The organism is Ruegeria sp. BF6 (genome assembly GCF_056538665.1).
The window spans coordinates 47,357-67,253 of record NZ_JBQFTN010000009.1; the positions used below are offsets into that span (position 1 = coordinate 47,357).

General features: G+C 60.2%; 20 protein-coding genes. 12 read left to right on the forward strand and 8 right to left on the reverse strand.

The features are described from left to right. Positions 1–145: 145 nt before the first annotated feature. Both ribA and ACR0IM_RS17130 read left to right on the forward strand, forming a co-directional pair. Positions 146–1,240, forward strand: a complete 1,095-nt coding sequence (gene ribA / locus ACR0IM_RS17125) for a GTP cyclohydrolase II (RefSeq protein ID WP_480682643.1) — start codon at positions 146–148, stop codon at positions 1,238–1,240. Then, entirely contained in the window at positions 1,237–1,737 is a 501-nt protein-coding gene (locus ACR0IM_RS17130; RefSeq protein ID WP_480642493.1) for a L,D-transpeptidase family protein, read from the forward strand. The genes ribA and ACR0IM_RS17130 overlap by 4 nt, the downstream gene beginning before the upstream one ends. Here the strand turns inward: ACR0IM_RS17130 and ACR0IM_RS17135 are convergent. Next, positions 1,721–2,380: a YggS family pyridoxal phosphate-dependent enzyme gene (locus ACR0IM_RS17135; RefSeq protein ID WP_480642495.1), complete on the reverse strand. Its 660-nt coding sequence runs from the start codon at positions 2,378–2,380 to the stop codon at positions 1,721–1,723. The genes ACR0IM_RS17130 and ACR0IM_RS17135 overlap by 17 nt on opposite strands. A 103-nt stretch (positions 2,381–2,483) precedes the next feature. Beyond that, entirely contained in the window at positions 2,484–3,542 is a 1,059-nt protein-coding gene (locus tag ACR0IM_RS17140; protein ID WP_480594025.1) for a porin, read from the reverse strand. A 283-nt stretch (positions 3,543–3,825) separates the two neighbouring features. Between ACR0IM_RS17140 and ACR0IM_RS17145 the strand changes: the two genes are divergently transcribed. The 4 genes from ACR0IM_RS17145 to holA all read left to right on the forward strand — a co-directional run bounded on the left by ACR0IM_RS17145 (position 3,826) and on the right by holA (position 8,631). Further along, complete coding sequence (locus ACR0IM_RS17145; protein ID WP_480594027.1) at positions 3,826–4,311, forward strand: DUF3576 domain-containing protein; 486 nt, start codon at positions 3,826–3,828, stop codon at positions 4,309–4,311. Between the two features lie 72 nt (positions 4,312–4,383). Next, positions 4,384–7,116: a leucine--tRNA ligase gene (gene leuS / locus ACR0IM_RS17150; RefSeq protein ID WP_480682644.1), complete on the forward strand. Its 2,733-nt coding sequence runs from the start codon at positions 4,384–4,386 to the stop codon at positions 7,114–7,116. Continuing rightward, positions 7,103–7,606 (forward strand): LPS assembly lipoprotein LptE, encoded by a 504-nt coding sequence (gene lptE / locus ACR0IM_RS17155; RefSeq protein ID WP_480682645.1) that lies wholly within the window; start codon positions 7,103–7,105, stop codon positions 7,604–7,606. The genes leuS and lptE overlap by 14 nt, the downstream gene beginning before the upstream one ends. After that, the gene (holA, locus tag ACR0IM_RS17160; protein ID WP_480682646.1) at positions 7,603–8,631 is read left to right on the forward strand and encodes a DNA polymerase III subunit delta; all 1,029 of its coding nucleotides are present in this window, start codon (positions 7,603–7,605) and stop codon (positions 8,629–8,631) included. The genes lptE and holA overlap by 4 nt, the downstream gene beginning before the upstream one ends. Here holA and ACR0IM_RS17165 read toward each other — a convergent pair. Continuing rightward, positions 8,628–9,812 carry a TIGR03862 family flavoprotein gene (locus ACR0IM_RS17165; protein ID WP_480682647.1) on the reverse strand — a complete coding sequence of 395 codons (1,185 nt, stop codon included), beginning with the start codon at positions 9,810–9,812 and terminating at the stop codon, positions 8,628–8,630. The genes holA and ACR0IM_RS17165 overlap by 4 nt on opposite strands. A gap of 48 nt (positions 9,813–9,860) precedes the next feature. On the opposite strand from ACR0IM_RS17165, the gene ACR0IM_RS17170 reads away from it, so the two are divergent. After that, entirely contained in the window at positions 9,861–10,157 is a 297-nt protein-coding gene (locus tag ACR0IM_RS17170) for an HNH endonuclease (RefSeq protein ID WP_480682648.1), read from the forward strand. Here the strand turns inward: ACR0IM_RS17170 and ACR0IM_RS17175 are convergent, their stop codons facing one another. The 3 genes from ACR0IM_RS17175 to ACR0IM_RS17185 are packed head-to-tail and all read right to left on the reverse strand — an operon-like array spanning position 10,158 to position 12,240. Then, positions 10,158–10,895 carry a VOC family protein gene (locus ACR0IM_RS17175; RefSeq protein ID WP_480682649.1) on the reverse strand — a complete coding sequence of 246 codons (738 nt, stop codon included), beginning with the start codon at positions 10,893–10,895 and terminating at the stop codon, positions 10,158–10,160. Beyond that, complete coding sequence (locus ACR0IM_RS17180) at positions 10,892–11,500, reverse strand: enoyl-CoA hydratase/isomerase family protein (RefSeq protein WP_480642503.1); 609 nt, start codon at positions 11,498–11,500, stop codon at positions 10,892–10,894. The genes ACR0IM_RS17175 and ACR0IM_RS17180 overlap by 4 nt, the downstream gene beginning before the upstream one ends. Further along, positions 11,497–12,240: an SDR family oxidoreductase gene (locus ACR0IM_RS17185; RefSeq protein ID WP_480594257.1), complete on the reverse strand. Its 744-nt coding sequence runs from the start codon at positions 12,238–12,240 to the stop codon at positions 11,497–11,499. The genes ACR0IM_RS17180 and ACR0IM_RS17185 overlap by 4 nt, the downstream gene beginning before the upstream one ends. Positions 12,241–12,379: 139 nt before the next feature. Here ACR0IM_RS17185 and ACR0IM_RS17190 point away from each other — a divergent pair, with 139 nt between their 5' ends. Then, positions 12,380–13,903 (forward strand): DUF2125 domain-containing protein, encoded by a 1,524-nt coding sequence (locus ACR0IM_RS17190; RefSeq protein WP_480642504.1) that lies wholly within the window; start codon positions 12,380–12,382, stop codon positions 13,901–13,903. A gap of 44 nt (positions 13,904–13,947) precedes the next feature. On the opposite strand, the gene ACR0IM_RS17195 is transcribed toward ACR0IM_RS17190, so the two are convergent. After that, a complete protein-coding gene (locus tag ACR0IM_RS17195; RefSeq protein WP_480642505.1) occupies positions 13,948–14,628 on the reverse strand; it encodes an FkbM family methyltransferase in 681 nt (226 codons plus the stop codon). A gap of 211 nt (positions 14,629–14,839) precedes the next feature. Here ACR0IM_RS17195 and ACR0IM_RS17200 point away from each other — a divergent pair, with 211 nt between their 5' ends. The 4 genes from ACR0IM_RS17200 to lpxK are packed head-to-tail and all read left to right on the forward strand — an operon-like array spanning position 14,840 to position 19,190. Further along, positions 14,840–16,186: a TldD/PmbA family protein gene (locus ACR0IM_RS17200; RefSeq protein ID WP_480682650.1), complete on the forward strand. Its 1,347-nt coding sequence runs from the start codon at positions 14,840–14,842 to the stop codon at positions 16,184–16,186. Next, on the forward strand, positions 16,173–16,973 hold the full coding sequence (locus tag ACR0IM_RS17205; RefSeq protein ID WP_480682651.1) for an inositol monophosphatase family protein: 801 nt from the start codon (positions 16,173–16,175) through the stop codon (positions 16,971–16,973). The genes ACR0IM_RS17200 and ACR0IM_RS17205 overlap by 14 nt, the downstream gene beginning before the upstream one ends. Further along, on the forward strand, positions 16,970–18,205 hold the full coding sequence (locus ACR0IM_RS17210; protein WP_480594054.1) for a 3-deoxy-D-manno-octulosonic acid transferase: 1,236 nt from the start codon (positions 16,970–16,972) through the stop codon (positions 18,203–18,205). The genes ACR0IM_RS17205 and ACR0IM_RS17210 overlap by 4 nt, the downstream gene beginning before the upstream one ends. Continuing rightward, positions 18,192–19,190 carry a tetraacyldisaccharide 4'-kinase gene (lpxK, locus tag ACR0IM_RS17215; protein WP_480682695.1) on the forward strand — a complete coding sequence of 333 codons (999 nt, stop codon included), beginning with the start codon at positions 18,192–18,194 and terminating at the stop codon, positions 19,188–19,190. Before ACR0IM_RS17210 ends, lpxK begins: the two co-directional genes overlap by 14 nt. Positions 19,191–19,229: 39 nt before the next feature. Here the strand turns inward: lpxK and ACR0IM_RS17220 are convergent, their stop codons facing one another. Next, a complete protein-coding gene (locus ACR0IM_RS17220; RefSeq protein WP_480594055.1) occupies positions 19,230–19,892 on the reverse strand; it encodes a DsbA family protein in 663 nt (220 codons plus the stop codon). Positions 19,893–19,897: the final 5 nt, after the last annotated feature.

Sequence of the window (19,897 nt, forward strand, 5' to 3'; positions counted from 1 at the left end):
CCTTTTCCACCACTTGCGCGCGGAAGATGCAATCAACAAGGTTTGCTGCAATGGTTTCACGCCCTCGTGTCTGAGGCAGAGGAAATGTTTCACATTTCCGTCTTATCAGGCTACAGGGAGGCCGGATGGTTACAGGGTAACACAGATGAGTCTTGTCCCGGATATTTCAGAATTGCTGTCGCGGGCCCGCGCGGATCTGCGTATGGGCGTTCCAGTTGCCCTGACCGATGACAGCGGTTTCAGCGTACTGGCCGTTGCTACCGAGACACTGAGCGCCCAGCGGCTTGCTGATCTGCGCGGCCTTGGCGGCAACCCTGCGGTCGCCGTCACCGTGCGCCGGGCCGAGACGCTGAAGGCGCGGGCCTATGACGGTGATCTGGCCCGGGTGATCATCCCGGCAGATGCGGATATTGGCTGGGTTCAGGCCGTAGCCGATCCATCGGACGATCTGAACGCACCAATGAAAGGCCCCCTGATGACCGAGCGTCAGGGTAACGCCAACCTGCACCGCATCGCCATCGCCCTGACCAAATCCGCACGCCTGCTACCTGCGGCGGTTGTTCTTCCCATCAAGGATGGGCGCAACTTTGCCGCGACACATGGCCTGACATGCATCGACCACACCCGCGCCGCGCCGCATCTGGCGGATCGCAGCGCACTGCATGAAGTGGTCGCGGCGCGCCTGCCGATGGAAGTCTCCGAGGCAGGACGGTTGCATGTGTTTCGTCCCGAGGACGGCGGTGAAGAGCATTATGCCGTCGAAATCGGTCGCCCGGATCGCGGCAAGCCGGTTCTGGCGCGGCTGCATTCGGCCTGTTTCACTGGTGACCTGATGGGCAGCCTGAAATGCGATTGCGGGCCTCAGTTGCGGGGCGCGCTGGCACAGATGGGCTCGGAAGGAGCCGGGGTGCTGCTGTACCTTAACCAAGAAGGTCGGGGGATAGGTCTGGCCAACAAGATGCGCGCATATTTCCTGCAGGATCAGGGGTTTGATACGGTCGAAGCCAACCACCGGCTAGGCTTTGAAGATGATGAGCGTGATTTTCGCCTGGGCTCGGATATCCTGAAATCGCTGGGATTCAACTCGGTTCGGCTGCTGACCAACAACCCTGCGAAAATCGTCATGATGGAGAAAACCGGGATCGCCGTGACGGAGCGCGTGCCCCTGAAAGTGGGTGAAACAGCCCACAATCGGGGATACCTGGCGACCAAGGCGGCCAAGTCTGGGCACCTGCTGTGACGCCTGACGACCTGGTACTGACCCCGCGCGGCGTGCGGTTTGCCGGCCGGGTCTTTCCCTGTTCGATTGGCAAGGGCGGGTTGGCACGCTCGAAGCGCGAGGGGGATGGTGCGACACCGATGGGTACGCATCACATTGTCGGGATGCTGTACCGGCCGGACCGGGTTGCGAAACCAGCTGAGTGGGCGATTCCCATCGGTCCGTGGGACCTGTGGTCGGATGACGTGCGGGACCATCACTATAACCACCTCGTCTCCGCACCCTATGCCTTCAGCCATGAAAAGCTGCGCCGCGCCGATCCCCTGTATGATCTGGTGCTGATCACCGACTGGAACTGGCCCAATGCCGTGCCCGGCCACGGATCGGCAATCTTTATTCACCAGTGGCGCCGCCCCGGTTATCCGACCGAGGGCTGCGTTGCATTCCGCCGCGACCACCTGCGTTGGATCGCCAGCAAGGTGGCTCCGGGTGCGCGGTTAATTATCCCTCCGGCTTGATCCGCTCACCGAATATGGCGGATCCCACGCGCACATGCGTTGCGCCAAGTGCGATGGCCCGTTCGAAATCTCCGCTCATTCCCATCGACAAGCCCTGAAGATCGTTGCGCTCGGCAATCTTGGCCAGAAGGGCAAAGTGCAGCGAGGGTTCCTCGTCAACCGGTGGAATGCACATCAGGCCCTGAATCGGCAGGTCCAGTTCCCGGCATTCGGCGATAAAGGCGTCCGCGTCGGCAGGCAGGATACCGGCCTTTTGCTCCTCCTCCCCGGTATTGACCTGAATGAACAACTCCGGGCAGGAACCAACCTCCTGCGCCAGCCGAGCCAGTGTCTTGGCCAGCTTGGGCCGATCGACGGAATGGATGGTGCTGAACAAGTCTATCGCCTGCCGGGCCTTGTTGGTTTGCAGCGGTCCTATCAGGTGCAGATCGACATCCGGGTATCGCGCGGTGAAGCCCGGCCATTTGCCTACCGCCTCTTGCACCCGGTTTTCACCGAAACACCGGTGTCCCTGATCCAGAACGGCCTGCACACGCGTGTCCGGTTGCACCTTGGACACCGCGATCAGTTTGACGGATCCCGCGGCCCGCCCCGCGGCAGTTTCGGCTTTGGCGATTCGGACAGTGATTTCTTGCAGCGACATTGGTTTCCTCAATCTGCTTTCCGCGCAGAAAAACACCATGTCGGCACAAAAGAAAAGGGCAGGTCCGAGGACCTGCCCTAAAACCTTCCGGTTTCAGATCAACTTAGAAGTTGAACTGTGCACCGAAGTCAGCTTGAATGCGGCTGTCGTCGCAGATGTCGCAGTCGTTGACGCCGATACCACCGCGCAGCGATGCACCGCCGCCCAGGTCGTAGATGGCACCGATTGCGACTTCTTGTGTGTCAGCGTCGGCATTACCGTCACCGTAGGTGAACAGCAGGGTGGTTGCGGCGCCCAGGTTGTAAGCAGCCGACAGACCCCATGCGGTGCCGTCAGTTGCGTCAACTTCTGTCGCGTCGTCTGCAACAAACAGGGTACCGTTGAAATCACCCCATTCGCCACCCAGGGTCAGAACGGTCAGGCTCGGATCGCTACCACCGCCCGGCAGATCGGTTTGACCATAGGCCACAGCAGCAGTGATGTTGTTGAAGGTGTAAGTTGCGCTTACGTCCCAACGGTCAGCGTCCTGCGGGTTGCCGTTGATGGCCACAGTCTGCTGGTCATACGATGCGCCGAAGGCGAAGTCGCCAACCGCGTACTGGAAGAACACAGCGTTCGAACCCGGGTTGTCGCCCGAAACATAGCTCAGGAAGCTATAGTCAACGCCCGAGTACTGACCTGCGAACAGTTCCAGACCAACTTCGTTACCGTAGTAGTTTGCCAGGTTGTCGAACGAACCGGCGACGTTGCCGGCGTCAACGCGCAGACCACCGTAGATAACCGAGAAACGTGCGCCGTTCAGACGAGCGTTGTTGGCTTCACCGTTGGCCGCGTTTTCGTCGGCTTGCATACGAACACGTGCTTCAAAGCGAACGCCACCGTCGGTTTCGGTGAAACCGTCGATGTTCAGACGGAAGCGCGAAACCAGGATCGCGTCGTCGGTGTCGACAACTGCAGTGTTGGTGGTGGTGATAACACCGGTGTTCACGGCACCGCCAGTGGTGGTGGTGGTACCGGTTACGAAGTTGGTAACAGCACCGGCACGGTCTTCCAGGTAGCCGATACCAAAACGGCCGTAACCGCTGAAGTTAATTCCGGAGTCAGCCGCTGCGACACCTGCGGTCGCGATCAGAGCGGTCGATGCGAAGAGAACTTTTTTCATCTTGTTTCCCTCGGTTTCAAAAGTTTTTCTACTCGACACATGCCTCAGCACATGTCTCAGCACGGGAACCGTTTCGCTCTTTTTGCCCCTGACACGCAAGCTTGGCATAAATGAATGGATCGCATTGGCATAAAATTGGTGCAAGGATGCCACAGTCGGTTTTGAGGGCTGGAACGGGGCCAAACCCACGCGAATGCGACAATAATAGGGTTGTTGCGGATCGGGTCCTTGTCTAGGAGTAACATCTGACAACGTAGACCAAAGTGAACAGGACCAGTCGACAATGCGCCTGCAGACGATTTTCGGTTTGATCATAGTGACTGCTGCCGTGTCGGCCTGCGGACAGAATCGGGCCACGCCGACCGAGTACAACCCGAATCTGATTGGTGGCAATACCGAAGAGCGCGAGCTTAACGACCCAGAGCGTTCGACCATCTGGGATGTGTTCAACACCGCCAATGCCGAACAAATCACAAATGTGAATCGCTACCTGTGGGCTGCGTCGCTGGATGTGCTGAACTTCCTGCCCGTTCAGGAGGTCGATCCGTTTACCGGCGTGATTGTAACGGGTTACGGCACACCTCCGGGTGGCGGACGCCAATACCGTGCGACCGTTCACATCAGTGACCCGGCACTGGCGGCGCGCTCTTTGTCAGTGTCGCTGCAGACCAGTGGCGGCGCTCCGGTCAGTGCGGCTACGGCGCGCGCGGTCGAAGATGCGATCCTGTCCCGTGCCCGCCAGCTACGCATCGCGGACAACAAGTTCTAGCAACCCGCCGAAAATCACACTAATACCACGCCGGGTTCCTACCCGGCGTTTTCATTCACGAAGGACCGCACGATGTCTCGCTACTCGGCCAACGAAATCGAAGCAAAATGGCAAGAGGCCTGGGACAAGGCCGGAATCTTTACCGCCAACCGCGCGGCGGACAAACCGAAATACTATGTGCTCGAAATGTTTCCCTACCCCTCGGGCCGAATCCATATGGGGCATGTGCGCAACTATACGATGGGCGACGTGATCGCGCGGCACAAGCTGGCGACCGGCCACAACGTACTGCACCCGATGGGCTGGGATGCGTTCGGGATGCCTGCGGAAAACGCCGCCATGGCCATCGGCGGTCACCCCAAGGACTGGACCTATGGCAATATCGCCGACATGCGGGGGCAGATGAAGCCGCTGGGCCTGTCGATCGACTGGTCGCGCGAATTCGCTACCTGTGACCCGGAGTATTATGGCCAGCAGCAGGCGTTGTTCCTGGATATGCTCGAAGCCGGGCTGGTTTACCGCAAGAACGCTGTGGTGAACTGGGACCCGGTCGACATGACCGTTCTGGCCAATGAACAGGTGGAAAACGGTCGTGGCTGGCGTTCAGGCGCCTTGGTGGAGCGGCGTGAGCTGACCCAATGGTTCTTCAAGATATCCGACTATTCCGAAGAGCTGCTGGACGCGCTGGACACGCTGGAGAACTGGCCTGCCAAGGTGCGTCTAATGCAGGAAAACTGGATCGGCAAGTCGCGCGGCCTGCAGTTCGGGTTCGAACGCACCGACGGAGGTGAGCCAATCACTGTCTACACGACTCGCCCCGATACGCTGCTGGGCGCGTCTTTCGTCGGCATCTCACCGGACCACCCGATTGCAAAGCAGCTTGAAGCGGAAATCCCCGAAATTGCTGATTTTGTTGCCGAATGCCGAAAGGGCGGCACCACAGAAGAAGCCATCGAAACGGCTGAAAAGCTGGGCTATGACACCGGGATTCGCGTCAAGCACCCGCTGGATCCGAATTGGGAACTACCGGTCTGGATCGCCAACTTCATCCTGATGGATTACGGAACCGGCGCGATCTTCGCCTGCCCGGCGCACGATCAGCGCGACCTCGACTTTTGCCGAAAATACGGGTTGCCCGTGGTGGACACCTTCTTTGCTCTGGACGATGAGACACCGGTCGACAAGATCGCATTCGTCCCACCGAAGACCGAGAAAGTTCGCTGGGTGAACCACTTTGCCGGTCTTACCGAGGCGACCGGCGAAGAAGCAATCAACACCACTGTCGATTTCGCTGAAAAAGCTGGTTGGGGCGAAGGCGTAACCAAGTACCGACTGCGCGACTGGGGTCTGTCCCGTCAGCGTTACTGGGGCTGCCCGATTCCCGTCGTGCATTGCGAATCCTGCGGTGTCGTACCAGAGAAGAAAGAAAACCTGCCGGTTCGCCTGCCCGACGATGTCAGCTTTGACAAACCCGGCAACCCGCTGGACCGCCACCCGACCTGGCGCGATTGCGCGTGCCCCTCCTGTGGTGCGCCCGCCAAGCGCGAAACCGACACTATGGACACGTTCGTCGATTCGTCGTGGTATTTCGCCCGTTTCACCGCCCCACGCGCCGAAACACCCACCGATCTGGTCGAGGCCGAATACTGGATGAATGTCGACCAGTATATCGGCGGCATCGAGCACGCGATTCTGCACCTGCTCTATTCCCGGTTCTTTGCACGCGCGATGAACATCACCGGCCACCTGCCGGAAAAGGCCATCGAGCCCTTCGACGCACTGTTCACCCAAGGCATGGTGACGCATGAGATGTACGCTAGCCGGGAAGTAGTCGAAACTGCTGGAGAACGGTTTGATGAACAAGAAAACCAAGTAATCAAAGCTGGGCGAACTTGGAGGCCTGTGTACTTTTTCCCAGAAGAGGTGGTGCGGTTTCAGTCAAACGGTACCGAGAAAGCGCTGCTGAAGAGTTTTACTGAAGAGAACAGCGTTTCGGAGGCGGACCCGACCGAGTTGGAGAAACTTTGGCAAAAAGAAAAGGAATTCAGCCGCACCGAAGCAGCAAACAGAATCGGATACGTTGAAAGAAACCCTGACATTCTTCCTTCAGCCAAGATGTCCAAATCCAAGAAGAATGTGGTCGATCCGGTCAGCATCATCTCGGCCTTTGGTGCAGACACCGCGCGTTGGTTCGTGCTGTCCGATTCGCCGCCCGAGCGGGACGTGGAATGGACAGCTGCAGGTGCCGAGGCCGCTTACAAGCACCTCAATCGCGTTTGGAACCTCTGCGACAAGATCGGCGCACTTCAGCCCGATGCGGCCGGTGAAGGGGATGAAGACCTGCTGCGCGAGATGCACAAAACCATCCGCGACGTGACATTGGGTGTTGAAAGCTTTGGCTTCAATGCAGCAATCGCCAAGCTTTACGCCTTTACCAACACGTTGGCAAAATCCAAGGCTGGTGCTGCGGCTCAGAAGCAAGCGATCAAGACACTGGCGCAGCTGATGTCGCCAATGACACCGCATCTGGCCGAAGACATCTGGGCGCATCAGGGTGGTGAAGGCCTGGTCGCGGTCGCGCCGTGGCCGGTCGCTGATGAGGCAATGCTGGTCGACGACACCGTCACTCTACCGATCCAGATCAACGGTAAGCGCCGCGCGGAAATCAGCGTCGCCAAGGATCTGGCCAAGGATGAGGTTGAAAAAATCGCGCTCAGCACCGAAGCTGTACAAAAGGCGCTGGATGGCAATGCGCCGAAGAAGGTAATTGTTGTCCCGGGCCGGATCGTGAATGTCGTTGTTTAATCGCAGAACCCTGTTGTTGATGCCGCTGGCTTCCTGTTTTCTGGGGGCCGCCTGCGGCTTTGAACCGGTCTACGCACCCGGAGGTTCCGGCGCGGCCCTGAATGGTCAGGTCGCCGTCTCGGCCCCGAATTCGGTCGACAGCTATATGCTGGTCCAGAATTTGGAACAGCGTCTGGGCCGCAGCGCAAATTCGGGCAGCGAGTATAATCTGGATGTGAACGTTTCGACCGCATTCCGGTCGGCTGCGATCACCACGACGAACGAGACCAACCGGTACACAATAGAAGGCAGGGCGAACTACGCGCTCAGATCAAATGCGACCGGTCAGGTCGTTGCATCCGGCACGGTAAACAATTTTGTCGGTTATTCGGCCGCCGGATCGACCGTGTCCACGCTGGCCGACGAACGCGATGCCAAAGAACGGCTGATGGTGATTCTGTCGGATCAGATCATAGCCGAGCTCTACGCCGCGCCGGGTCTTGGCACATGAAGCTCAGCCCGCGCGAGGCTGAGGGGTATTTTGCCCGACCAGACGCCGACAAGGCCGGGCTGCTGATCTACGGCGCGGATGCGATGCGCGTGGCGCTGAAACGGCAGCAGGTTCTGGCCGCCCTGCTGGGACCCAACGCCGAAGAGGAAATGCGCCTGACCCGTATGCCGGGCGCGGATTTGCGCGGTGATCCGGCCCTATTGTTGGACGCGGTCAAGGCGGTGGGATTCTTCCCCGGGCCGCGTGCCGTTTTTGTCGAGGACACCACAGATGTGGCCGCCGCTGCGATTCTCGCTGCGTTCGAAGACTGGGCTCCGGGTGATGCCCAGATCATCGTCACTGCCGGGCAACTGAAGCCCAGCTCGAAAATTCGCAAGGCGTTCGAGGCGCATCCGGCGGCCTATGCGGTCGGCATCTATGATGATCCCCCTTCGCGCGGTGAGATCGAGCGGATTCTGACCGAGGCCGGGTTACAGAGCATTCCCCGTGATTCGATGTCAGCACTTGCAGAGCTGGCCACAGGGATCAGCCCTGGAGATTTCGCGCAAACCATTGAAAAACTGTCCCTCTACAAACGCGGCGACAATTCGGAACTGACCATGGAGGATATCGAAGCCTGCGCCCCCCGCTCGACCGAGGCTGGGTTGGACGATGTTCTGAACGTGGTCGCCGAAGGCCGTGCGGGCGAGATCGGCCCGCTGATCCGGCGTCTGCAGTCGCAGGGCACCAACGCGGTCAGCCTGTGTATCGGTGCGACCCGGCATTTTCGGACTTTATACGCCTGTGCTTCCGACCCGGGCGGGGCAGCGCAGGGCATCGGCAAGCTGCGACCGCCGGTCTATGGCAAACGCCGCGACCGCATTTTGCGGCAGGCGCAGGGTTGGGGCGCACCGAAACTGCAAACCGCTCTGACCGTTCTTACCGATACCGACCTGTCGCTGCGGTCGGCGGGCCAAACCGCCCCCGCAATGGCACTGGTCGAACGCGCCATGATCCGCCTGGCGATGCTGGCCCGGTCACGCTAACCGGCGCGGTTCAGCCAGTCTGCGGCGGAGCGCCCGGCCCATTTCCCGGTCGCCATGCAAGCGGTCAGCAGATACCCACCGGTCGGGGCTTCCCAGTCCAGCATCTCCCCGGCGCAGAACACTCCGGGCAAAGCGGTCAGCATCAGCCCGTCGTCCAATGCGGATCGCCTGACACCGCCTGCCGTTGAAATTGCTTCATCCATCGGACGAAGACCCGCGTGGCGGATCGGAAGATGCTTTAGTGCATCGCCCCAGTGCGCTTGAGGCAAAGCACTAGCCTTGGCCATCTCGTGAAACAGCGCAACTTTTTGCGGCGGCAGACGGAGCGACTTTTTCAACCATTGCGACAGCGTGGTTTTTGAACTTTTCGCAGCCAATCGTTCTTGCAAAGATGACGCGTCCAGATCAGGCACCAAATCAACGAAGAAATCAACGCCATCACGCAGGGCCGGAGTTAGAGAGTACAGCCCGCCCCCCTCAAGCCCGGTCGCCGATATCGTGGCTTCACCGCGACTGTCCAGTTCCCCGGCCATCCACCGCACCGATTTCAGCGCCGCACCGAAATGAAGCTGCATGTGAGGGCTCCAATCGACGGACAGGGCCGAGTTCGAAGGCGCAAACGTTTCAAGCTCCACACCTTTTTCTTGCAAGATTTGCGCCCACTGGCCATCAGACCCCAGCCGCGCCCAGCTGGCCCCACCCAGCGCAAGCACGGTGACATCCGGTGTGATCGCCTGCCGTCCTTCCACTGTCTCGAACAACAGCGCATCGCTGTCCCAACCCTGCCAACGCCAGCGGCTTCTGATCTGTACGCCTGCGCCTTCAAGCCTCCTCAGCCACGCGCGTAACAAAGGCGAGGCTTTCATCACCGTGGGAAACACCCGCCCTGTCGAACCGGTAAACACGTCCTGCCCCAGCCCCCGCGCCCAGCCCTGCACACCGGCGGCGTCGAAATTGGCAATAATCGGACGCAACCAGTCCGACGCCGCACCATAGGCCTGCAGAAAGATCTCGAACGGCTCTTCTTTGGTCAGGTTCAGTCCCGACTTCCCGGCCATCAGAAACTTGCGAGCGACCGAAGGTTTGGCCTCGGCCACCAGCACATCATGACCCGCAGCGGCCAGTTCCTCTGCCGCCATCAGGCCCGCGGGCCCGGCCCCAATTACCACTGCCTGCGCCATTGCCGTCCTCTTGCCTTCCACGCCATCTGGCGCAAATTAGTCCCTGCCATGCCGACCAGTGATCCAATCTGCCCACTTTGTGACCGCCCCATCCCGGATGGGGGTGGCAGCCTGCACCATCTGATCCCAAAACTCAAAGGGGGCAAGGGCGGACCTACGGTTTTGCTGCACATTATCTGCCACAAAGAGGTGCACACCACCTTGTCTGAGGCCGAACTGGCACGCGAGTTCAATTCGGTCGAGGCCCTGCGCGCCCACCCACGGCTTGAGAAATTTCTGAACTGGGTCCGAAAACGCCCCCCCGGGTTTCGGTCGAAAGTGCCGGGTAAGCGGCGCGGTCGGTGATCAGCCGGGCCGCACCGGGCCACCAAAGGCATCGCGGAGAGAACTCGTCAGACCCTGAACCTCCAATCCGCGATAATCCGGTGCCGGAGCAAATTGCGCCCCGGCAAGGTGTTGAAATTCCAGCGTGGTATAGGGGCGTTTCCACAGCCATTCCCGGTTCTCAACCGCCCAAAGGTCCGCATGCGGCGGTTCCTCATCGGTGAAGGCATAGAAATGCAGGTCGAACCCGTGTTGGGCCACATCCTGCACCGACAATAGACGCATTCCCTGCCCACGGCAGAACGCATCCTCTGCGGCGATATCACCGGTGCGCAAGGTGATCTGGCCGATACAGGCTTTGGCGAAAGGCTCGCCCGGGTCGGCGACATTTTCGGGGCGGTTGCCCTTGAAATCATGTTGCAACAGCTCGATCACAAAGCCCTCAGGGTCTTTCAGGTGGCACATATAGCCGATGTCGAGGAATTGTTTCGGGTTCGAGACTTCAACTCCTTTTTGGTGCAGATACGCGGTGGCCAGATCGACATCCGGCACGGTGATACCGATCTTCCAATACCTCTGCCCGCCGTCATGGGTATAGCCCCCCCCGCCTGGCATCAGCAGCAAGTCGGCGTCCTGCCCGCCATAGCCAACGCGGCGGTTTGACCCCTGCGCCCGCCCCGTCATACCCAGAACGTCCGCGTAAAACGCGGTCAGCCGGTCCGGATCAGCGACACGTAGCAGCACAGCAGACAATCTCATCGGCACATCCTTGCAATACCGGTGGCAATCCGGGGGTTGGCGGCCAGACTGTCCACCACCAGTTCATGCGCCGTTGGCATCAGCCTGTCAGGCTCAACCACGCGGTCGACCAGACCAAAGGCATAGGCCTCATCCGCGCCTATCTTCTGCCCGCCCATCAAAACCATCTTGGTCCGCGCCGGGCCGATCAATGCGGCCATGCGCACCGGGTCCGACGGTTGCGGCAGAAAACCCAGCTTCATGACCGGATAGAAGAACTTTGCCTGCGGCACCGCGATCCGAATGTCACAGGCCAGCACCATCCCATTGGCCCCGCCCGCAAGCGTTCCGTTCAGGGCTGCGACCGTCAGACACGGCAGGGCGGCGATGGCACCCGAAAGCCTCTCCCACACGTCCGAGGTTGCTAGACCAGCGCGCGCCTCGTCCAAATCGGCCCCGGCGCTGAATACATTGCCCGCACCGGTCAGGATCAAGGCGCGCGCCTCGGTCGCGGACTCGGCAATCTCGGCCAGTTCGGTCAGCATCGCTTCGGTCAAGGCGTTGGCCTTTTGCGGATTGTTGAGCGTGACGGTCCATAACCCGCCTTCCTTGGTCAGTTCGATCACGTCAGCCCAACCCTTTGCCGGATATCCTCGCGCCGAAGCGAGATTTCGGTGCCCAGGAAATCGTCCGCATCCGCCGAGCACATCCACAACAGCGCCCGCGCGGGCCAATCGACGGGGATGTGATCGCTCCAGTCCAGTTGGCTGACCGCGTTGATACCGCTGGCCTTGATGACACGCTGCATATCCGTGGCCACGGTGCCCGGCGACAGCCCCATGGCGCGGATGCCGTGAATGGATTCCTCAAGATGCAGGCATTCGGTTAGCATCTTGGCGCCTGCTTTTGAGGCGCAGTAATGGCTCCACGCCTCAATCGGGTTGGACGCTGCGCCCGAGGACACGGTGATCACTGTGCCCCCACCTGCGGCGCGCATGACGGGCAAGGCCGCGCGCATCCCGTAGAAAACGCCCTTGAGGTTGATGTCGATGGCCGCGCTCCAGGCCGCGACATCGGCGTTGGACAAATGGAAGATCGGATCGATGACGCCTGCATTTCCAATCAGAACGTCCAGCCCGTCGAACCGGTCGACACAATCGGCAACTGCCTGTTCGACCTGCACGAAATCGCTGACATCACATTGCAGCGCGATGGCGTTTTCGCCCAGCGCGTCCGCCAGCGCCCCGATCTGATCCCGGTTCCGCGCCACCAAAGCAACATTTGCCCCGGCTGCGGCAAATACGCGCCCCGCCTCGGCTCCAATGCCGCGGCTGGCCCCTGTTATCAGTACGGTTTTCCCCTGCATACGATCCCTGTAGCTCCGTTGTTTTGAGATTGTGTGAATCTCTACCGCGCCAAAGGGGAACGGGTCCAGCCCTTGCCCCTTGACGCCCGGCCCCACAGACACGACGATGCCCGCAAAATTGATCAAGAAGGGTTCTCAAATGTCCGTTTTCGTTCGCCGCAGCTGCGGCGCAGTCTTGGCTTATGCCATTGTCACTCAGGGCGCGCTTGCCGATGTCACCGCGCAGCAGGTCTGGGATGATTGGAAGGCCTATATGACCCAGATGGGATACACGGTTTCTGCAGAACAATCCGTGTCGGGTAACGTAACCACCATCACTGATATGAAAATGGTAGTGGAAGTTCCGGATACCGAAGGTGGTTTCCAGATGACCATTCCCCAAATGACGCTGACTGAGAACGGCGATGGTACGGTCAATATCGGCGTGCCTGAAAGCTTCCCTATGACTTTCTCCGGCGATGAAGAAGACAGCTCGTTCTCTGTCGATGTCGAATACTATCATGATGGGTTGGAGATGGTCGTTTCGGGTGACCCGAAAGACATGACCTATGATTATTCCGCACCCACTTTGGGCGTGAAGCTGGCGAATCTGACAGTCGATGGCGACACCATGCCAAGTGACGTTCTGGCTTTGGATGTCAAACTGACCGAAGTCGCAGGTAGCTCGCAGATGAAAACTGGCGAAAACCGCGAGGTCGATCAGAAATTCACCGCCGCAGGATTGGTATACGATCTGGCGTTCAAAGACCCGGAAGGATCGGATGACGGCAAAATCGACGGTTCGATGAACGATCTGGCCTTTGAAGGCACCAGCGTGATCCCCTCGGATTTCGATGGCGCTGACCCCGCGAGCTTTTTCCAGGGTGACACATCATTCTCGGGCCTGTTTACCTATGGTTCGGGCAACACGGCCATTGAAGGGACCAGCGAAGGCGAAGCGTTCTCGATGGGTAGTGAATCCCAAGGCGGGCGTTTTGGGGCCAGCCTGGATGAACAGCGCCTTGCTTATGACATTGAGCAGAACAGCGCAAAACTGGCGGTGACTACGGCTGACCTGCCGTTCCCGATCGAAATCGCCATGGCCAAGTCCGGTCTGAGCTTTGAATTTCCGCTGAAGCAATCCGAAGAAGAGCAGCCCTTCGGGTTCGCGTTGAACCTAACGGATTTCACCATGTCGGACGTGTTGTGGAGCATTTTCGACCCGGCCGGTGAATTGCCGCGTGATCCTGCGACCATCGCGCTGGACACCACCGGCACAGCCAAGGTGTTGACCAACTTCTTCGACCCTGCCTCGATCGAAGCGATGGAGGAATCCGGTGAAGCGCCGGGTGAGCTGAACTCGCTGAAGATCAACGAGTTGCTGGTATCTCTGGTCGGCGCGAAACTGACCGGCGACGCAGACTTTACCTTCGACAATTCGAACACGGAAGAGTTTGATGGAATGCCCGCACCGGCGGGCGTGGCGAACCTGAAGCTGGTCGGCGCCAATGCGCTGATCGACAAACTGATCGGTATGGGCCTGGTCGAGGAAAGCGACGCGATGGGCGCCCGGATGATGATGGGTCTGATGGCGGTACCGGGGGATGAGCCTGACACGCTGAACTCGAAAATTGAGTTCACTGAAGACGGTCAGATCTTGGCCAATGGGCAACGCATCAAATAAAACCGGTCGGGAAGGCGGTTTGACTGCCTTCCCACCAAACAAACCTATCGGCGGCCAATGCGGCGGAACAGAACGGACCCGCCCCGGCTGACACGTTGATCATAGGCAAATCCCAGCGCCGACAAATGATCAAAACAGGCTTTTATCCCTCGAAGGCCGATTTTACGTGTGTGGACTTCTAGGTAAACTTTCTGAACCCGCGCCAGGTTGGCCCCATCGAACAGGTTTTTTTCACCACCTTCGATGTCGACGATCAGAACGTTGGCGTCAAACTCGTCCAGTATTTCTGAAAGGTGCCGCTCGGGCACACTGACCTCTTTGACATAATCTGGCTTGGGGTCCAGGGACGAGGACCAGAAGGGGTCTCGAACGTAAAAGGTAGACATGCCCGGGGTCCGGGAATCGCTCAATGCAACCGCATTCAGCACTTCGACGTTTGATATCCCGTTTGCTGCATGCGCGCGCGAAATGAAATCGCACAGGTTGGGGTTCGCCTCCACACACATGACAGATCGAACACCCAATTGAGTGGCTAGAAAGGAGGAGATAAAGCCTATCCCGGCGCCGAGTTCAACCACGCGGTCGTCTGATTCAATAAACTTGGGAAGGCCTTCAACTTCGTCTTTTTCATAGCGTTGCGCCAGAATGGATCGTTTCACCTGTGGCGTGATGATGCGCGGATCATCCGGAAGTTTGACGCCCCGCAGTAAGTGAAAATCATTCATAAAGTATCCTGCCCGTGTACCCCAAAAACCAGCTTTAAGATTATCGCCTTGCAGGGCAACTTAGATCAAGGTTGCAACCACTGCAGTAGGTTTGATTGGAAATCGGCATTTTTTTCCTCGGCAGTGTGTGTTCGACTTAGGCAAAACAGTCGCAGGTCTTGCGGGTCGGGCTGTCCAAGGCTAGGTCCAATGCATAAAGACCGGAGGCCGCATGACCCAAATACCCGAAGAGATCAGCCAATCCCTGTTGGATGCGGCCCGCGCAGCCGGGGCGGATGCGGCGGATGCCATCGTGATCGATGGCTCTTCGGTCTCGGTCGAGGTACGGGGCGGCGCACTGGAACATGCCGAGCGTTCGGAAGGGACCGACCTGGGCCTGCGGGTGTTTCTGGGCCAGCGGCAGGCGATCGTGTCCAGTTCGGACAGTCGCCCGGAAACCCTGACCGCGATGGCCGAACGCGCCGTGGCCATGGCGCGAGAAGCGCCAGAGGACCCATTTACCGGGCTGGCCGGCGCGGAACAGCTGGCCAAGGGCTGGGACTTGGCCGCGCTGGAATTGTTCGATCCCTCACCGGAACCGGCAGCCGAGGACCTGTTGCACGATGCGCTGGCCGCCGAGGCCGCAGCGCTGTCGGTTCAGGGGGTCTCGCAGGTTTCCGACGCGGCGGCGGGTTATGGCACGCATCGCGTCCATCTGGCGGCGACCAACGGGTTTTCCGGCGGCTACGTCCGCAGCAGCCGCTCGACCTCTTGCGTGGCGATCTCAGGCCAAGGCACCGGGATGGAGCGCGACTATGACGGTGACAGCCGTACTTTCCAGAACGACCTGCGCAACCCCGAAGAGATTGGCCGTACTGCAGGCAAACGTGCCGTGTCGCTGGTGGGCGCGCAAAAACCCGCTACCGGCACCTTTCCAGTGCTGTTTGACGAACGCATCTCGTCTTCGCTGATCGGTCACCTGCTGGCGGCCAGCAACGGGGCCGCCATCGCGCGGGGTGCCTCCTGGCTGAAGGATTGTCTGGGCGAACAGGTCCTGCCCGAGCACCTTTCGCTGATCGAAGACCCGCATCGCCCGCGCATCGCAGGCTCACGTCCTTTCGATGCCGAGGGTCTGGCGACCCGGCGCCGCGCGATTGTTGAAAACGGCATTCTGACCGGCTGGACCCTGGACCTGTCCAGCGCACGCAAGCTGGACATGACATCAACCGGCAATGCAGCACGCGGCGTGTCCGGGCCGCCTTCACCCAGCAACTGGAACCTGAGCCTGACACAAGGCACCCAATCCCGCGAAGACCTGCTGCGTGACATGGGTACCGGGCTGCTGGTGATCTCGATGATCGGTTCTACCATCAACCCCAACACGGGTGACTATTCGCGCGGCGCCTCGGGGTTCTGGGTGGAAAACGGAGAAATCACCCATCCAGTGAATGAATGCACCATCGCCGGGAACCTGCGCGATATGCTGAAACGGATCATCCCGGCAAACGATGCGCGGCCCTACCTGTCGCGAGTAGTGCCCTCGGTGCTGATCGAAGGAATGACACTTGCCGGCAGCTGACCTGCACCTTCTGATCGACGCCGCACTTGAGGCTGGAAAAATCGCCACCCGATTCTCGGGCACTACGGCGCAGCGTTGGGACAAGCCCGGTGGAGCAGGTCCGGTGACCGAGGCCGATCTGGCCGTCAACGCCATGCTGGAACAGCGCCTGCCCTCGGCCCGACCCGGCTATGGCTGGCTAAGCGAAGAGACCGAGGATTCCTCGGATCGGCTGACGTGCGATCGGGTTTTCATCATCGACCCGATCGACGGCACGCGCAGCTTTGCCGAAGGCTCTCGAACCTGGGCACATTCGCTTGCCGTCGCCGAAGGGGGCGAAGTCACTGCCGCAGTGATTTACCTACCGAAGCGTGACCTTCTTTATGCCGCGGCCAAAGGCGAAGGCGCCACCCTGAACGGCGCATCGATCCGGGTGTCCAGAGTCTCGAAAATAGAAACGGCCGAGGTTCTGGCCGCCAAACCCAATCTGGACCCGCGCCATTGGCTGCACGGTCAAGCGCCTGAATTCAAACGGGTCTATCGCCCTTCGCTGGCTTATCGAATGGCCGTTGTCGGCCAAGGGCGGTTTGATGGGATGCTGACGCTCAGACCCAGCTGGGAATGGGATATTGCCGCCGGAGACCTGATCATCCGCGAGGCGGGTGGCATCTGTACGGATCAACTGGGCCAGCCCTTGCGGTTCAACAACGCGCACCCGCGCCTGAACGGCGTAATCGCGGCAGGCCCGGCGCTTCATGATGCCTTGCGGGCCCGGCTAGACCGGGACAGCACTGGTATCCGCCCATGAGCAAGCCGCGCTCTCTTAGCCTGGCTGCGTATCGGGTCCTGTCCTGGGGCGTACCGAACACGGCAAGCCACCCCGACCTGCCCCGCCCCGAAGGCGAGCTGATCTGGGTCCATATCAGCGTACAGAACCGCCAGCGTGCGGTGATTGATTTCTGCCGCAGACTGCAACAGGCCCGCCCCACACTGAATGTGTTATTGACGGCACCGCCCGAGGCCGATCTGCAGCGCTGGGATCAGGGTGACTACCCGCTTGTGAACCTGCCTCTGGAACAGACCGGCGCCGCGCGCGCATTTCTGGAACACTGGAATCCCGATATCGGCCTCTGGGTCGGGGGTGGGCTGATGCCCAACGTCATCACCCGCGCCGAGGAACACGGCATTCCCCTGATCCTGATTGAGGCGCAGATCGACATCAAGGTCGCGCGTGGGGCACGATGGCTGCCTGATATCACCCGCTATACGTTGGATTGTTTCCAATCGATCCTTACCAAAACCTCCGAAACAGCCCGAACGATCCGCCGCCTTGGTGTCGCCTCGGACAAGGTCGGTGAGTCCCCGCCCCTGCATGTCAGCCCAAACCCGAGACCCTGGCCCGAAGACGAGTTGATCGAAACAAACCATGCCCTGGCAGGGCGACTGGTTTGGCTTGCGGCCAACGTATTGGACAAGGAATTCATATCGGTGCTCAGCGCCCACCGTCAGGCGATGCGAATCCTGCCCAGACTGACGATGGTGCTGCATGTCGCGGACACAGCTGAAGCCAAGCCATTGCAAAGGCGACTGGAATCCATGGACCTGCGCTGTGCCAACTGGGATACCGACGGGCAGATCGAAGATACCACGCAGGTGATCCTTTCGGCCGAACCCGAAGACCTGGGCCTGTGGTACCGGATATCGCCTGTCACGTTCATGGGCAGCTCGATGGAGCGCGGTGCGGGCGGGTACGATCCGCTTGTCGCCGCGGCCCTCGGCTCGTCCATCATCCACGGGCCGTTTGTTCATGGACATCAGCAGATATACGATCAGCTGGATCGTGCTGACGCTGCGCGCATGGTCAAAACCGCAACCGAGTTGGGTGACGCAGTGGTCGAGATGCTGTCGCCAGATCGCGCTGCGGACATGGCGCTGGCGGGGTGGCAAATTGTTTCCGAAGGCGCACCACAGACGGATCAGCTGATCGATATGGTGCAAGACTTTCTGGATCAGCGGGGGACAGATGATGCGCGCACCTGATTTCTGGAACACCGCACCAGACCGGCTGGATTATCGCGCCAGACTGCTGGCGCCGCTGGGGCGCATCTATGCGGCGGCAACCGCCCGCCGGGTAGCGTCAGATACCGGTGTCAGACCCGGGGTACCGGTGATCTGCGTCGGCAACCTGAACGCGGGCGGCACCGGCAAGACCCCCACCGTAATCTGGATGATCGAACAGTTGCGCGACGCCTGGCACCAAACCCATGTGGTCACGCGCGGCCATGGCGGCTCATTGGAAGGGCCTGTGCGCGTTGATCCTGCCAAACACAGCGCCGCTCAAGTCGGAGATGAACCGCTATTGCTGGCCGCATTCGCCGAGGTCTGGGTGGCCAAGGACCGCGCCGCCGGAGCCCGCGCCGCCGCAGAAGACGGGGCAACCGTGATCGTGCTGGACGACGGGTTTCAGAACCCTTCGGTCGCCAAGGATTTCTCGATCATCGTGGTGGACGCGGCGCGCGGCTTTGGCAATGGCCTCTGCCTGCCTGCCGGCCCCCTGCGCGAGCCCGTTGATATCGGACTGCAACGTGCCGATCTGGTGCTTTCGCTGGGGGATGCGGAATCTCAGGTGCAATTCTCCAACCGTTGGGACGCGGCCCTGACGGTGCCCCACGCCACCGGTGAGGTCGCACCCTTGCAGACCGGTATGGATTGGGCCGACACGCCCGTTCTGGCCTTTGCAGGCATCGGGCATCCGGAAAAGTTCTTTCGCACGCTGCGCCAGCAAGGCGCAAAGCTGCTGCGGGCCGAGGCGCTGGACGATCACCAACCGCTGACCCCGGCCCTGATGACGCGACTGGATAACGAGGCGCGGCTATTGGGTGCGCAGATGGTGACAACGGAAAAAGACGCCGTGCGCCTGCCCGCCGCATTCCGCAGCAAGGTTCTTACGTTACCTGTTCGTCTGAAAGTGGATGAAGCCGACAAGATCCGGCAGATGCTGCTGCAGATCGCCCCGTCACCGTGATTGGCGACCGGCCCGAATTGAGCCGGTCGCAGCAGGCAGTTAGCTGCCCAGTTCTTCTTCGATCAGCTTCTTGAAATCGGGATAGGACATGTTGTCGACCTTCTTGCCGTTCACGATGAACGAAGGCGTTGCCTGAATGCCGTCCCGCTCGGCGTTTTCCTGATACCAGGCCACCAGAGTCTGTGCGCGGGTGCCGTCCTGCAGGCAGGCCTCAAGCTGGTCGTTGTCAATACCGGCCAGGCGGCCGATCTTGCGCAGCTCGTCCACGATCTCGGCCGGGCCACCGGCTTTGACCCACTCGGACTGGCCTTCAAAGATCAGATCGGAAATGCCAAAGAACTTTTCGGGGCCGCCACAGCGCGCCACCATCGAGGCCCACAGGCCATAGCGATCGAAATACACCTCGCGGTAGGTGAATTTGACCTTGCCGGTGTCGATGAAGTCCTTCTTCATCTGCTTGTACGCGCCCAGATGGAAAGTGGCGCAATGGGGGCAGGTGTAGGACGCATATTCGATGATCTCGACCGGCGCATCCTCGGCGCCCTGCACCATCTCGACGATGGTCGAGGTGTCCAGATCAGCCTCTTGCGCCTCGGCACTGCCGACCAGCGGGTAAGACGGAGAGGAATTTGACAGCGACAGCCAATAGCCGCCTGCGGCGATGGCGACCGCCGCGCAGATTCCAGTTGCGATACGGCTCATTTCTT